Raw genomic sequence first — 14510 nt, 5'->3', positions numbered from 1 at the left:
CGCCGGTGCGTCCCTCTCACTACAACCCGACGCTCAGCACGTCCGCGGCCCGCACCGCCCGCCCCGACGCGAGGGACTCGTTCGCGGCCAGGCCCGTCACGAGGGACCGGGCGCCGGCCGTGGCGTCGGCCGCACGGCCGAGGGGGTCGGCGCCGGCGTCGCCGAAGAGGTCGTCGAGCATGCGGACGTCGCCGCCGCCGTGGCCGCCCTCGCCCGTGGCGACCTTGATCTCGCGCGGGCGTTCCCAGAAGCGGCGCAGCAGCAGTTCGGTGCGGCCCGCGTCCTCGTCGGTCTCGGCGCCGTGCAGAGCGGTCCGGGTGCCGGGGCGTGACCAGGTCGTCTCCTCGACGAGGAGTTCCAGTCGTCCCTCGCTGCCGTTGAAGGCGATGCGGTAGCCCTCCCAGGGCGCGTACGCCGTCAGGTGGTACGTCAGCGTCGCGCCGGAGTCGTAGCGCACCAGTACCGCCATGTCGTCCTCGATGGTCACGCCCGGCGCGAAGACGTTCTGGTCGCGGTGGTAGCCGTCCTCCGACTCTGCGTCCAGGTAGAGCGACTTGAGGATCGGCTCGTCGGCCAGGCGCAGGGCGTACGGGTCGTCGTCGGCCGCCGGGGAGCCGTGTGCGCGGATGTAGTCGCGGGCCAGGCCCCGGCGTCGGCCGGCCTCGTCGCCGTAGAAGAAGAGGCCGCCCTGTGCGAAGACGGTGTGCGGCGTGGCGTCCAGCCACCAGTTGACCAGATCGAAGTGGTGAGTCGACTTGTGGACGAGGAGTCCGCCGGAGTCGGCCTTGTCGCGGTGCCAGCGGCGGAAGTAGTCCGCGCCGTGCCGCAGGTCGAGGAGCCATTCGAAGTGCACCGAGCCGACCTCGCCGATCTCGCCGCCCGCGAGGAGCTCCCGTACGGCCGAGTGCACCGGGTTGTAGCGGTAGTTGAACGCCACCCGCACCGAGCGTCCGGTCCGCCGCCGTGCGTCAAGGATGCGCCGGGCGCGCTCGGCGTCCGTCGTCATCGGTTTCTCGGTGACCACGTCGCAGCCCGCCTCGAGGGCGCGCACGATGTAGTCGTCGTGGGTCCGGTCCACGGTGCACACCACCACGAGGTCGACCCGCTCACGGCGCAGCATCTCGTCGAAGTCCTCGGCCCCGTACGTGGGTACGGGCACGCGGTCCGGGTGCACGGACGCGATCCAGTCGTTGTGGACGTCCATGCGGTGCGCGTTGACATCGCAGAAGCCCACAAGATCCACTCGGTCCGCGTAGGGGCCGGCCAGTGCCTGCGTGTAGAGCCGGGCGCGGGCGCCCAGACCCACCACGGCACAACGACGTCGGGGCGCGGTGTCGAAGGTCATGCGGAGCCTTTCGTTCCGATGAGGCGGTGCAGGGGTCTTGTCGTGACATCCGGACGTCTCTAGGGTCGCAGAACGGTGCAAGCGCTTTCTAGTGTCTGGAGAGGGGTGACTCCGCATGCCCGGAATGCCCGTAGTGCCAGGAAGCAGAACGACGAGGTCCTGGCTCACGGCAGCCGTGCTCGTGCTGTGCGCGGCGCTGACCGGCTGCTCCGGTTCCGCCGAGACGAGCGGCTCGTCCGGCAAGGTCGTGCTCCGCTACACCTGGTGGGGCAATCCGGACAGGGCGGCCAGGACGGAGCAGGCGATCGAGCTCTTCGAGAAGGAGCACCCGGACATCGAGGTGCAGACCTCGTTCTCCGGATACGACAGCTACAAGCAGAAGCTCGCCACCCAGGCCGCCGGCGGCGACGCCCCCGATGTGATGCAGCTCGACTACCGCATGATCGAGCAGTACGCGTCCGGCGGTGTCCTCTACGACCTCGGCCGGCAGAAGTCCGTGCTGCGGACGGACGAGATCGATGCCGGCCTGCTCGCCACCGGTGCCGTCGACGGCAAGCAGTACGCCGTACCGCAGGGGCGTGGCACCGAGGCCGTCGTGTACGACGCAAAGACGTGGCGGGCCACCGGCGTTCCCCTGCCGAGCGGGGACTGGACCTGGAGCGAGTGGGCCGACACCATGCGCACCCTCGCGCAGAAGACCGGCCGACCGGCGGCCACCGACCCGGGCCAGAGCGAGGACGCCTTCGAGGTGTGGCTGCGCGGCCAGGGCAAGTCCCTGTACACCGAGGACGGCAAACTCGGCTTCACCGCCGACGACCTCACCCGCTGGTGGACGTTCACCGATGAGCTCCGCCGCGAAGGCACCGTCTCGCCCGCCGAGCAGACCACCCAGCTCGACGGCACCGTCGAGAACACCCCGCTCGGCCGTGGCAAGGCCATCGCCGACATCAACTGGGACGCGCCGGCCAGCGGTTTCGTCCCGCTCGTCGGCGAGGGCGTCACGCTCGCACCGATGCCGTCCGGCGAGGACGGCACACCCGGACAGTACTTCAAGCCGTCGATGTTCATGGGCGTCTCCGCCGACTCCGGGCATCCCGAAGAGGGCGCGCTGCTGATCGACTTCATGCTCAACGACCCCGGCGCCGCGAAGATCCTCGGCGCGACCCGCAGCATCCCGGTGAACGAGACCCTCCGCGAGGAGACCGCCGGGTCCCTCACGGACTTCGACCGGACCATCCACGACTTCCAGACCACCCTCGAAGGCGAGCTCAACGATCCGCCCCAGGCGCCCCCGTCGGGTGACAGCGCGTTGCAGACCACCTTCCAGCGGGACTACGACCAGGTCTCGTACGAGCGGATGTCACCCCGTGAAGCGGCCGAGAACTACATCACCGAGGCGAAGGCGGAGCTGAGGTCATGACCACCACGCAGATACCAACCGCGGTACGCCCGAAGGGCGTTGCCCCGGCACACAAACCCCCGCGCCGCCGACGCGAGGGCGCCGCCTGGGTGTTCCTCTCCCCCTGGGTGCTCGGTGCCTGCGTCCTGACGTTGCTGCCGATGGCCGTCTCGCTCTACCTCTCCTTCACCGACTACGACCTGTTCAACCCGCCGAGCTGGGTGGGGCTGCGCAACTACACGCAGATGTTCACCGAGGACCCGCGCTACTGGCGCTCGGTGGTCGCGACCCTGACGTACGTCGCCATCGCCGTGCCCCTGCAACTGGGGCTCGCACTCGTCGTGGCGCTCGCCCTGAAGGGCATGAAGCGGGGCAAGGGCTTCTACCGCTCGGCGTTCTACGCGCCCTCGCTGCTCGGCGCCTCGATGTCCATCGCCCTGGTGTGGCGGGCGATCTTCAACGACGGCGGCACGGTCGACAACCTCTTCGGTACCGGCGGCTGGGTGAACAAGCCCGGCTGGGCGCTGCTCGCGGTGGCCCTGCTGACGGTGTGGCAGTTCGGGGCGCCGATGGTGATCTTCCTGGCCGGACTCCAGCAGATCCCCGGAGAGTTGTACGAGGCCGCGGAGGTCGACGGGGCCGGGCGGTGGCGGCAGTTCCTGTCCATCACCGTGCCGATGCTGTCCCCGGTGATCTTCTTCAACCTGGTGCTCCAGACGATCCAGGCCTTCCAGGTCTTCACCCCGGCCTTCGCGGTCAGCGCGGGCAAGGGCGGGCCGGCCGACTCGACGCTCTTCTACACGCTCTACCTCTACGACCGTGGCTTCGTCGCCTCCCACATGGGCTACGCCTCCGCCATGGCCTGGGTGCTGCTGATCGTCATCGGCGCGGTGACCGCCCTGCTGTTCCGCACCTCGCGCTCCTGGGTCTTCTACGCCTCCGACACCGATGGAGGAGCCCGATGACTACGGCAACTCCCGCTGTCCGCAAGCCCGTTGCCTGGCGACGGGTCGCCCTGCACGCCGGCTGTCTGGCCGCGCTGCTGGTGATGCTGTACCCGCTGGCCTGGCTGGTGGCGACCTCGCTCAAGCCCGCCGACGAGGTGATCGCCAGCCTTCAGCTGCTGCCCAGCCGCCTGGAGTGGTCGAACTACTCCACCGCCCTGGACGGTGTGAACGACGTCTCCGTGGGCCGGCTGCTCACCAACTCCCTGCTGATCGCGGGCGGCGCGGTCGTCGGCAACGTCCTGTCGTGCTCGCTGGCCGCGTACGCCTTCGCGCGACTGCGGTTCCGCTTCCGGGGCCCGCTGTTCGCCTTCATGATCGCCACGATCATGTTGCCGCACCACGCGGTGCTGATCCCGCAGTACATCATCTTCAACCAACTCGGCATGGTGAACACCTACTGGCCGCTGATCCTGCCCAAGTTCCTCGCCACCGAGGCGTTCTTCGTCTTCCTCATCGTGCAGTTCATGCGCGGGCTGCCACGTGAGCTGGAGGAGGCGGCGCGCATCGACGGCTGCGGGCCGTTCCGCAGTTTCCTCCTGGTCATCCTGCCGCTCACCCGCCCCGCGTTGATCACCACCGCGATCTTCACGTTCATCTGGACGTGGAACGACTTCTTCACCCAGCTGATCTATCTCTTCTCGCCCGAGAAGTTCACGCTGACGCTGGCCCTGCGGGCGTTCGTGGACGCCTCCAGCCAGTCGTCGTTCGGTCCGATGTTCGCGATGTCGGTGATCGCCCTGCTGCCGATCGTGCTGTTCTTCCTCGCCTTCCAGCGGTTCCTCGTGGAGGGCATGGCCAGTTCGGGGGTCAAGGGATGAGCGCCCGTACGCGTACGACCCGTGAGCCGGGCGAGCTCTTCGGCCCCCGCGCGACCCTCTTCGCGGACATGCTCAGCGTCGGCCTCGCCACGGCCGTGGCCTGTCTGCCGCTGGTGACCGTGCCGGCTGCGTTCTCCACGGTGTGCGCCGTCCTGCGCGGCGTACGCGAGGACCGGCCCGCAACGGCGGGGCGGTATCTCACCCTGCTGCGGCAGCGGCTGCGCACAGGTGACCTGGCGGCCGGTGCGGTGCTCCTCGCGGGCGTGCTGCTGCTGGCCGCGGACCTGGCCCTCGCGGGCGCGGGGCTGCCCGGAGCACGGCTGTTCGCCGTGGCGGCGGGCGCGATCGGCGCGTGCGCGGCGGTCGTCGGACTGCGTGCGTGCGCCCGCCCCGAGTCACTCACCGACTGGCCCGCGGCCGTGCGTACGGCGGCCCGGGACGCCGTACGGGATCCGGGCGGCAGCGGCCTGGTCCTGCTCGCCCTCGTGGCGGCCGCGCTGTGCGGCTGGATGCTGCTGCCGCTGGCCTTTCTCGCACCGGGGCCGCTGGCCCTGGCTCTGACGTCCGTCGACGTACGACTGGAGAGCATGTGATCGCCCGCAGAACGTTCCTCGCCACGACCGCCACGGCCGCCGCGGCCACCGGGATCAGCGGCGCGCCCGCCGCGGCCGAACCGCACACGGACGCCGGCTTCCTCGCCCTGCTGACCGAGGCCGCCGACCAGCGCGTCACCGGGCTGCTCACGACGTACGGCGAAACCATCACCGACCTGCGCGACCGGGGCCGGGCGCGGGCCGCGGCCCGCGCGCTGCGCACGTTCACCTCGGTCTATGTGCACAAGGAGTCGGCGTACCACCACTCCCCCGACCTGCTCGGCCCGCTCCGCGAACTCGCCGGCACTCTCGCCGAGGAGCAGCACGACGACGGCCTGTACGACCAGGGCGCCGTGCACTCGCCACCGGACACCGCCTTCTCGGTCGTCGACCTGAATCTGGCGTACGCCCTGCTGGACCGCGACGGGCACCGGCCGACCGAAGCCGTGCGCAGCGTCGTCGAGCAGGTGCTGGACAAGGCGGGCCCGGGTCTTGCGACCGGTGGTGTGCACACCGCCAACCACCGCTGGCTGGTGTGCGCCGCACTGGCCCGGATCCACCGCCGCCGGCCCGACCCGGCGTACGCCCGCCGCATCGACGCATGGCTGGCCGAGGGCATCGACCTGCTGCCCGGCGGCGAGTACAGCGAACGCAGCCCCACCTACTCGGCCGTCGTCACCAACCCCGCCCTGCTCACCCTGGCCCGCCACTACGGCCGTACGGATCTGTACGCCCCCGTACGCGCCAATCTCAAGGCCACCCTCTACGTCATCGAGCCCAACGGCGAGGTGGAGTCGGTGCATTCGCGGCGCCAGGACCAGACGGCCCTGCGCTACCTGCCTGAATTCTGGCTCCAGTACCGGGAGTTGGCGATCCATGACGGCGACGCCCGCTTCGCCGCCGTGGCCGCCCTGCTGCAGGAGCGCGGCACGGACCAGACCTTCGGGGAGACACCGCTGGGCGACCGGCTCGCGGAGGTCCTGGACCGCCCGGAGCTGGCTCGCCCGCTGCCGTCACAGGCACCGCTTCCCGAGAACTTTGTGCACCACGACCCCGACTGCCGCCTGGTTCGCGTACGCCGGGGCACCCGCACCGCGACCGTCTTCGCCGGCACCGACTTTCCCGAGGTGCGGGCCATTTCCTCGGGCCTGTCCACCAATCCCACGTTCTTCAAGATGCGCAAGGGCGCGGCGATCCTGGACTCGCTGCGCCTGTCGCCGCAGTTCTTCTCCCTCGGTCACTTCCGTGCCGAAGGGCTCGAGCCGGTCGACGGCGGCTGGCGGCTGCACGCCGAGGTACGGGCCGCGTTCCACCAGCCCCTGCCGCCGCAGCACCGCCGGCCCGACGGCGACTATCCGCTCAGCAACGACGGACGCTTCTGGTCCGCGATGGACTTCCCGCACCGCCCCAAGGAGTGGCGGACCCTGCGCACCGAGGTACTGGTGCGTCAAGTACGCGGCGGCGGCTGGGAACTGGACTTCGACGTCTCCCGGTCCGCGGTACCCCTCGCACTGGAGCTGTGCTTCCGCCGCGGCGGCACCTTGACCGGTGACGGGCTCGAACCCGTTGCGGGCCAGACCGACACCTACCAGCTCGTCAGCGGCGAGGCCGCGTACACCGTCGGCGACGACCGGATCGAGTTCGGCCCCGGCAACGGCAAGGGCGGCAAGCAGCCGCCGGTGGTCGAGCCGGGCGAACGCTACTCGTGGATGAACGGCTCCCTCACACCGGACGGCATCCGCGTGCTGATCACCGGCAGGTCACCGCTGGCGTACCGGCTCACGCTGAGGTGATCGTCACTCGTCGACTTCTCATCGGGCGTCTGCGCAATTGAGCCGACGGGCCACTGCAGGGCGAATTCAGTGGCGTCAGTGCCGGGGCGGGTTCCTGCGCGGGGTGATCGTGGCGTTCGGCAGGGTGGGGGCGGGCAGGCGGTCGCCGTCGTACCCCTTGACGGTGCCGAAGCGTTCGGAGGCTTTCTGCCAGTCGTCCCGGGCCCGGACGATGTCGTCATGGCTGCGGCCGATGAAGTTCCACCACATGACGATCTCCTCCTCGAAGGGGGGCCCTCCGAGCAGGACCGTGCGGGCCCTGACGTCCGACTCGTTCGTCAGCGTCAGGGCGCCGATGCCGGGGTGGGCGTAGCCCATGTCCGCCGGACGCAGCAGGGTGTCGGCCATGCGGACGTCGCCGTGGTCGACGAGGAGGCCGTGCTCGTAACCGGGGTCCACGGCGAGCGTGACCGATGCGCGGGGTTCGAGGGCGATTTCGGCGCCGAGCAGCGGCGTGAAGGTCCGCACCAGGGAGACGGAGCCCGCGAGCGAGCCGAGGAAGACCCTGATCTCGGCTCCGTCGATGTGCACGGGCTCGGGGACGTGGTGCTGGAAGTCCTTTTCGGTATGCCGGTGTTCATCGGGCAGGGCCACCCACAGTTGCACGCCGTGCAGGATCGTGGTCCGCGGCGTCGAAACCTCGGAGTGGGCGATGCCGTGTCCTCCGGTCATGAGGTTGAGTTCACCTGGCCGTACGAAAGCATGGCTGCCGAGCGTGTCGCGGTGCTCGATCTCCCCGCTGAACAGCCAGCTGACCGTCTGCAGTCCGGTGTGCGGATGCGGGGCGACGTCCATGCCACCGGTGGCAGAGACGTCGTCGGGGCCGTAGTGATCGGCGAAGCACCACGCTCCGATCAGCGTCCGGGCGCGCTGCGGCAGTGTGCGCCGTACGGTCATCGCCCGCGGCCCGCCCAGCGGCACCTCGCGCGGAGAGATCACCTCGACGCGCGGCTTCTCCGCCCCTCTTTCGGCGTCCGTTCCGCACAGCATCTCCACGGGGTCCGTTTCCATGTTGCTCATCGGATGCCGCCTCTCGCCCACCCCAAGGGGTTTGTTTAAAATGGAACAACTTGTCCCGAGTATACGGAGCCCACGACCGCGTACACCACGCACCACGTGGACGGGGCGCCATCACCGAAGGAGTCCCGGGTTGAGCAGCAGCACGACGGAACCGGCGGTTCAGCGGATCTTCATCGACAAGCAGAGCCCAAAGGCCTACGACGCCCTTGTCCAGACGTCCGAGGCGGTCCGTGCCGTCGCTGCCGACGCCGGACTCGACCGCACCCTCGTAGAGCTGATCAACCTGCGCGTCTCGCAGATCAACAGCTGCGCCTTCTGCCTCCACACGCACACTCGGGCCGCCCTGCGCTCAGGCGACACCCCCCAGCGGCTGGGGGTCCTGGCTGCCTGGCGGGACACCGAACTGTTCACGCCCGCGGAACGAGCCGCACTCGCTCTGGCGGAGACCGTCACCAGCCCCGCCGACGCCACGACACAGGAATCCGCCTACGCTTCGGCGCGCGAGACACTCACCGAGGACCAGATCTCCGCGGTGATCTGGGTGGCGATCACCATCAACGCGTTCAACCGGGTCTCGATCATGAGCAAGCACCCGGTACGGAGCAACTCCCGACCGTGATCGGCCCACCTTCAGGCCGTGCGAGGCGCCGCCCCGGATCGCCCCGAGGGCGCCACGCCGTCATCCTGGAACGGTGGGGAAGTCTCCTCGCTGCCGGAAGGAGCCCCGATGAAGGCCGTGCGAACCCACGACCGTGATGCCGCCGTCGACGGCCTGGTGGTGGAAGAGGCACCGTACCCGTACGCGGGCGAGGGCGACGTGATCGTAAAGGTGCACGCGGCCTGCTTCACTCCGGATGAGCTGACCTGGCCGGCCACCTGGGTCGACCGGGGCGGCCGGGACCGAGCGCCCGTCATTCCGGGACACGAGGTGTCGGGTGAGGTCGCCGAGGTCGCGGTGGGCACGACCGGGCTGTCGGCCGGTCAGCGTGTCGTCGGGCTGACCGACTGGAACCGGGACGGCACTCTCGCCGAGTACGTGGCGGTGGAAGCGCGCAACCTGGCGCCACTGCCCTCGGGAATCGACCACGTCCAGGCGGCGGCTCTGCCGATGCCGGGCCTCACCGCCTGGCAGGGCCTGTTCGTACACGGAAGGCTGGAGGCCGGGCAGAGCGTGCTGGTGCACGGAGCGGGAGGGGGCGTGGGAATGGCTGCGACACAGCTTGCCCGCGAAGCCGGGGCGCGCGTGATCGGGACGGGGCGCGAGGGCAGCCGGGAGCAGGTACTGGAGCTCGGCGCCGAGGTTTTCCTCGACCTTCAACAGCCGGCGTGGGAGGAGACCGTGGGCCACGTCGACCTCGTCTTCGACGCCATCGGCGGGCAGGTCCTCGCCCGCTCGGCCGCCGTGGTCAGGCCCGGCGGCACCCTGGTGACCATCGCCCATCCCCCGAAGGTGCGGCCCGAGGACGGCCGGGCCATGTACTTCATCGTCGAACCCGACCGCAGTCACCTCCTCGAGATCATCGGCCGGCACCGGGAGGGCCGGCTGCGCCCGCTGGTGGGTGCCGTCCTTCCTCTGGACCGGGCGCCGGAGGCGTTCCGCACGAAGAAGGGAACAGTCGGCAAGACGGTCATCCAAGTTGCGTGAGCTAGTCGGAGGGGTTTTCGCGACGGATGCTCTCGACGAACGTTGCCTCGTCCTGTGCGATGCGGTTGGCCTCCTCGAACACGCTGAGGACCTGTGCAGCGGGGATGACGGCAGCGCCGGACGCGTCCGCGAACACGTAATCACCCGGGCGGACGGTCACGCCGGACACGACGACCGGCCGGTTCGCCTCGAACGGCGTCACCACGTCACCGCCCCATTTACTCGTCTCCCCCAAGCAGTAGGCGGCGAAGTCGTACGTCGCGATGTCGACGAAGTCCCGGAGACGGCCGTCGGCCAGGACCCCGGCAAGACCATGTACCGCCACCAGCGAGAGCTTTGTTCCGCCTCCGAGCGATATGCCGGTATGCCCGTTGCCGGCCAGGACCAGCACCCGCCCCTGTGCGCCCTGTGCGATGGCGTCATGGAACAGCCGGAGGAAATTGAACTGCTCAGGTGGGAGTGCTTCCCCGCATGCAGGGAGAAACGAGATCGTCACCGCGGGGCCCAGGAGGACACGGCCCGGGGTCGGGCTCACCAGGTCGTCGATGTGACACCGGTGACGGTGCATCCGTCCCATGGCATCGACGACATCGGGGGTACGTACTCGCGCGGCGAGATCCTGCAGGCGGTCGTTCTCGCGGGCAGTCATGCCGGTGCGGGGATCTTGAGGTAGTCCAGTCCGCCGGCGTCGAGCCACATCTCGGTGGGAGAGCGAACCAGGCGAAGCAGAACCCTGTCGCAGCCGGGACAGCGCAGCACCATCCCGGGACCATCGAGGTAAGCGTGCGTCTGGGCAAGCACCATCTGTTCACCGCAGCCGCGGCATCGTCCGGAAACCACGGTCATATCGGTTCCGAACAGGGCTTCGAGATCCCCGGCGGCGGCGTTGCCGTCAAGGAAGTCCGGCGTCACGGTCATGGAGATTCAGCTCCTCATCCGCTGGATCCAAAACGCTCGGTGCGGATACGGCCGGGCTGGTGGCCGAGGGCCACCAGCAGGCCGGCGGCCGTTTCGACGAAGCCGGTGGAACCGCAGACGTAGCAAGTGGGTTCAAAGTCCGGTGGCCACCCGGCGTTCGACAACTCCGAAGCGGTGAACCGCCCGGGGGGCCGCGGCCACTCGGCCGGGGTGGAGCGGGTATAGAGGTACGTCTTGTCGAGGCCCGGATCGTCCCCTCTCAAGTCGGATACGAAGAGCTGGTACTCAGGGCTGCGCACGACGTACACCAACCGGAAGGGCGTACGGCTGCCGACCGCGCGGCGCATGCGGATCATCGCCATCAGCGGCACCAGGCCCGAGCCGCCGCCCACCAGCAGAATCGGCTCCTTCTGCTCGGGCCGCCACACGAACCAGCCGCCGACCGGTCCGCGCAGTTCCACCACGTCGTCCACTGCCAGTTCGTCCGTCAGATACGGGGAGACCTCGCCGTCATCGACACGCTGCACGGTCAGCTCGACGCTCTCGCCGTCGGGTGCCGACGCCAGTGAGTAACTGCGCTGTGTGCTGTAGCCGTCCTCCGCCGTGAGTCGCACATCGACATGCTGCCCCGCCAGATGACCCGGCCAGCCGGGCACCTCGAAGACGAGGGTGCGCGCAGCGTCGGACTCGATACGCCGATCGGTCAGGCGGGCTGTCGTCCAGCGCAGCCGGTCCCCTAGTCGCCCTGATACCGCTGCTCGCGCCATGGGTCCCCATAATCGTGGTAGCCGATGTTCTCCCAGAATCCCCGTTCGTCCTCATCGAGCAGTTGGATGCGCTGCACCCACTTGGCGGACTTCCAGAAGTACAGGTGCGGAACCAGCAGTCGGGCGGGGCCGCCGTGCTCCGGCGCGAGTTCCTCGCCGTCGTAGCGGTAGGCGATCCATGCCTTCCCGTCGAGGAGGTCCTCCAGGGGCACGTTGGTGGTGTAATCGCCGTAGGAGTGAACCAGTGCGTAGTCGGCACTGGTCTCCACGTCCTCCAGAAGGACGTCCAAGGAAACTCCCTGCCACTCCGTGTCGAACTTCGACCACTTGGTGACACAGTGCAGGTCAACGGTCGGAGTCTGGCTGGGCAACGCAGTGAATTCCGCCCAGTTCCAGCTGTGCCGTGTGCCCGTCTCTGTGCGGATGGTGAACTCCCATTCGTCAGGGTTCACCCTGGGGGTGGGTCCTGCGGACAGAACGGGGAAGTCGGTGGTCTCGTACTGCCCAGGAGGAAGTCTGTGCCGGGTTTCCCGCGCTCGGCCGTGGAATCCGCGCGAAACGATGGGCATGTCGTGCCCCCATTCTCCGAAGCAGGCGGTTTCCATTCTCCAGGACATCGCACAGCACAGCATCTCGGCAGAAAAAGGCTCCGGAGTGGTATGGCTTCAGAACCACGTCATGGATCACATCACTGAAGACATCACTGAAGAGCGGAGGAACCCGTGAAGCTGGTACGCGACGCCATGACCACCGACGTCGTCACGGTCGAGCCCTACACCTCGCTGACCGCGGTGGCAGCCTGCATGCGGGAGGCCGACGTCGGCTGCGTTCTGGTCATCAGCGACGACGCCCTCCATGGGCTGGTCACCGACCGCGACATCGCGGTCCGCGTCATCGCCGAAGGTCTGATTGCCGGCAGCATCACAGCGCTGGAGGCCGCCTCCGGGGACCTCGTCACCGTCACCCCCGACACGTCACTGTGTGAGGCAAGCACGCTCATGCGTGACCACGCACTGCGCCGGCTGCCCGTCGTGGACGAGGGTCGCATCGTGGGTCTGCTCTCGCTGGGCGACATCGCCTCCACCCCGCACGCCCAGGAGGTTCTCATCGCACTCAACAATGCACCAGCCAACCACTGACATCCGGGCACTGCCTGTCCGGCGCTTGAGCTGCGTGCACCAGCCCGGTGCGCTTCCGGCTCAACGCGAAAGGAGGGACAATATCCGGGTACCGCAAAACCCAGAAGCCGTCTCCTGCCGATTACCGCAGTCCGTTCGGAAACGACGACAACACAAACGCGGAGGACCGAGATGACAGGACAGACACAGAGGGCCGTTCTGGCAGGCGGGTGTTTCTGGGGCATGCAGGACCTGATTCGACGCCTGCCCGGAGTGACGTCGACCCGCGTCGGCTACACCGGCGGTGACGTGCCCAACGCCACGTACCGCAACCACGGCACACACGCCGAGGCGATCGAGATCACATTCGATCCCGACCGGACCGACTTCCGCACGCTCCTGGAGTTCTTCTTCCAGATACACGATCCGACGACGAAGAACCGCCAGGGTAACGACATCGGTCTCAGCTACCGCTCGGCCATCTACTACGTGGACGAGGAGCAGCGGAAAGTGGCGGAGGACACCGTCGCCGATGTCGACGCTTCTGGCCTGTGGCCCGGCACGGTTGTGACAGAAATCGAACCTGTCGGACCCTTCTGGGAGGCCGAGCCCGAGCACCAGGACTACTTGGAGCGCTATCCCGACGGGTACACCTGCCACTTTGTCCGCCCAGGCTGGCGGCTTCCCACTCGCGCGAGGGATTGACGGCGGCGAACCGCACAGGCGCCTGGACTCTACAACCTGTCAGGCAGGGCCCCACACGCTCGGCTTGAGGTGACATGCGCCCGAGGGCTGCCCACCGACGGCCGCCGGAGTCACGATGTCGTACGACAATCTGGTCATCGTTCTCGCGGTGTCCGCCGGTGTCCCGTTCCTCCTCGCGGTGATGCCCCGCGTCCCTCTTCCGGGCCCGGTCCTCGAGATCGTGGCCGGGATCGTCCTTGGCCCGGCGGTGCTGAACGTGGTGCAACCGGACGCCATCGTTCAGGCCTTGTCGATCATCGGCCTGAGCTTCCTGCTGTTCCTTGCCGGGCTCGAGATCGACTTCCAGCAGCTACGCGGGCCGTGGGCACGGCTCATCGGTATGGGTCTGGCGGGCACACTTGCGCTGGCCGCGACCGTCGGCTGGGGGCTGCACATCGCCGGGCTGGTCGAGAGCCCGCTGCTGATCGGAACCGCGCTGGTGGCCACGTCTCTGGGTCTTCTGGTCCCGATCCTGAAGGACGCCGACGCGGTCGATCGGCCGGTCGGCCAACTGACCATCGGTGGCGGCTCGGCAGGAGAGATCAGCGCCGTGGTGTTGCTGTCGCTGTTCTTCTCCGAGCATGCGTCGGGCCCGGCCTCCAGGCTGCTTCTCCTGCTCGGCCTCGCTTGTCTGGTGGCGCTCGTCATGGTGGCCTCGATGCGTGCAGGACGCTCCATGTGGCTGTCCGGGGCCGTGGTGAAGCTGGCGGACACAAGCGCCCAAGTCCGGGTCCGCTTGACAATGGCTCTGATTGTCGGCCTGTCCGCGGTCGCCCTGCACCTGGGATTCGAGGCCATTCTGGGTGCCTTCATCGCGGGGGCCGTACTACGGCTGGTCGACCCCGACGCCGAACGGACACACCCGCAGTTCCACGTCAAACTGGAGGGCCTCGGCTATGGATTCCTCGTCCCGGTGTTCTTCGTGACGAGCGGTATCCAGTTCGACGTAGGAGCCCTGTTCGCGGACGCTGAGACGGTGCTGCGGGTACCGATGTTCCTTGCCGCGCTGCTCCTCGTTCGGGGACTGCCCGCATTGGCCTACCGCAGCGCCGGGCTCTCGCGCGCGGAGATCATGGCCAGCGGACTCCTGCAGGCCACCTCCCTCCCCGTCATCGTGGCCGCGACAACGATCGGCTTGAAGCTGGACGCGATCCGGCCGGCCAACGCCGCCGCGCTGGTGGCGGCAGGCCTGCTGTCGGTGGTCGTGTTTCCTCTGACGGCCCTGCCCTTGCTGAACCGTTCACGAGCATCCGCAAGCTCGGAGCCCGGAAAGGACCCGGATTGATCCCAAGAACGGCTCCCGC

General features: G+C 68.7%; 16 protein-coding genes. 10 read left to right on the top strand and 6 right to left on the bottom strand.

The window, feature by feature from the left end; translation table 11 throughout:
* Positions 1-19: 19 nt before the first annotated feature.
* Complete coding sequence (locus StrepF001_RS08205; RefSeq protein ID WP_129797637.1) at positions 20-1345, bottom strand: Gfo/Idh/MocA family oxidoreductase; 1326 nt, start codon at positions 1343-1345, stop codon at positions 20-22.
* 124 nt (positions 1346-1469) lie between these two features.
* On the opposite strand from StrepF001_RS08205, the gene StrepF001_RS08200 reads away from it, so the two are divergent.
* The 5 genes from StrepF001_RS08200 to StrepF001_RS08180 are packed head-to-tail and all read left to right on the top strand — an operon-like array spanning position 1470 to position 6955.
* On the top strand, positions 1470-2765 hold the full coding sequence (locus tag StrepF001_RS08200; RefSeq protein ID WP_240797458.1) for an ABC transporter substrate-binding protein: 1296 nt from the start codon (positions 1470-1472) through the stop codon (positions 2763-2765).
* Positions 2762-3709 carry a sugar ABC transporter permease gene (locus tag StrepF001_RS08195; RefSeq protein WP_129797635.1) on the top strand — a complete coding sequence of 316 codons (948 nt, stop codon included), beginning with the start codon at positions 2762-2764 and terminating at the stop codon, positions 3707-3709. The genes StrepF001_RS08200 and StrepF001_RS08195 overlap by 4 nt, the downstream gene beginning before the upstream one ends.
* Positions 3706-4569, top strand: coding sequence for a carbohydrate ABC transporter permease (locus StrepF001_RS08190; protein ID WP_129797634.1), 864 nt, complete (start codon positions 3706-3708; stop codon positions 4567-4569). Before StrepF001_RS08195 ends, StrepF001_RS08190 begins: the two co-directional genes overlap by 4 nt.
* Positions 4566-5162, top strand: a complete 597-nt coding sequence (locus tag StrepF001_RS08185; protein ID WP_129797633.1) for a hypothetical protein — start codon at positions 4566-4568, stop codon at positions 5160-5162. The genes StrepF001_RS08190 and StrepF001_RS08185 overlap by 4 nt, the downstream gene beginning before the upstream one ends.
* Positions 5159-6955, top strand: coding sequence for a hypothetical protein (locus tag StrepF001_RS08180; RefSeq protein WP_129797632.1), 1797 nt, complete (start codon positions 5159-5161; stop codon positions 6953-6955). Before StrepF001_RS08185 ends, StrepF001_RS08180 begins: the two co-directional genes overlap by 4 nt.
* 75 nt (positions 6956-7030) lie before the next feature.
* Here StrepF001_RS08180 and StrepF001_RS08175 read toward each other — a convergent pair whose 3' ends face one another.
* A complete protein-coding gene (locus tag StrepF001_RS08175) occupies positions 7031-8014 on the bottom strand; it encodes a pirin family protein (protein WP_129797631.1) in 984 nt (327 codons plus the stop codon).
* Between the two features lie 130 nt (positions 8015-8144).
* Here StrepF001_RS08175 and StrepF001_RS08170 point away from each other — a divergent pair, with 130 nt between their 5' ends.
* Entirely contained in the window at positions 8145-8633 is a 489-nt protein-coding gene (locus StrepF001_RS08170; protein WP_240797333.1) for a carboxymuconolactone decarboxylase family protein, read from the top strand.
* A gap of 108 nt (positions 8634-8741) precedes the next feature.
* Positions 8742-9659: an NADP-dependent oxidoreductase gene (locus StrepF001_RS08165; RefSeq protein WP_129797629.1), complete on the top strand. Its 918-nt coding sequence runs from the start codon at positions 8742-8744 to the stop codon at positions 9657-9659.
* A 1-nt stretch (position 9660) separates the two neighbouring features.
* Here StrepF001_RS08165 and StrepF001_RS08160 read toward each other — a convergent pair whose 3' ends face one another.
* The 4 genes from StrepF001_RS08160 to StrepF001_RS08145 are packed head-to-tail and all read right to left on the bottom strand — an operon-like array spanning position 9661 to position 11913.
* Positions 9661-10308 (bottom strand): RraA family protein, encoded by a 648-nt coding sequence (locus tag StrepF001_RS08160; RefSeq protein WP_129797628.1) that lies wholly within the window; start codon positions 10306-10308, stop codon positions 9661-9663.
* Positions 10305-10577, bottom strand: coding sequence for a DUF6510 family protein (locus StrepF001_RS08155; RefSeq protein WP_129797627.1), 273 nt, complete (start codon positions 10575-10577; stop codon positions 10305-10307). The genes StrepF001_RS08160 and StrepF001_RS08155 overlap by 4 nt, the downstream gene beginning before the upstream one ends.
* A gap of 14 nt (positions 10578-10591) precedes the next feature.
* Complete coding sequence (locus StrepF001_RS08150; RefSeq protein ID WP_129796387.1) at positions 10592-11344, bottom strand: ferredoxin reductase; 753 nt, start codon at positions 11342-11344, stop codon at positions 10592-10594.
* Complete coding sequence (locus StrepF001_RS08145) at positions 11314-11913, bottom strand: sulfite oxidase-like oxidoreductase (protein ID WP_129796388.1); 600 nt, start codon at positions 11911-11913, stop codon at positions 11314-11316. The genes StrepF001_RS08150 and StrepF001_RS08145 overlap by 31 nt, the downstream gene beginning before the upstream one ends.
* A gap of 153 nt (positions 11914-12066) precedes the next feature.
* Here StrepF001_RS08145 and StrepF001_RS08140 point away from each other — a divergent pair, with 153 nt between their 5' ends.
* From StrepF001_RS08140 to StrepF001_RS08130, 3 genes are all read left to right on the top strand, one after another.
* Positions 12067-12483, top strand: a complete 417-nt coding sequence (locus StrepF001_RS08140; protein WP_240797332.1) for a CBS domain-containing protein — start codon at positions 12067-12069, stop codon at positions 12481-12483.
* 171 nt (positions 12484-12654) lie between these two features.
* Positions 12655-13167 carry a peptide-methionine (S)-S-oxide reductase MsrA gene (msrA, locus tag StrepF001_RS08135; protein ID WP_129797626.1) on the top strand — a complete coding sequence of 171 codons (513 nt, stop codon included), beginning with the start codon at positions 12655-12657 and terminating at the stop codon, positions 13165-13167.
* Between the two features lie 115 nt (positions 13168-13282).
* The gene (locus StrepF001_RS08130; RefSeq protein ID WP_129797625.1) at positions 13283-14491 is read left to right on the top strand and encodes a cation:proton antiporter; all 1209 of its coding nucleotides are present in this window, start codon (positions 13283-13285) and stop codon (positions 14489-14491) included.
* Positions 14492-14510: the final 19 nt, after the last annotated feature.

It is taken from the genome of Streptomyces sp. F001 (assembly GCF_004187715.1).
In the GTDB taxonomy this organism is placed as follows: Bacteria; Actinomycetota; Actinomycetes; order Streptomycetales; family Streptomycetaceae; genus Streptomyces; species Streptomyces flavusporus.
The sequence above is the reverse complement of the archived record's forward strand: the minus strand, read 5'-3'. Positions and strand labels throughout refer to the sequence as shown.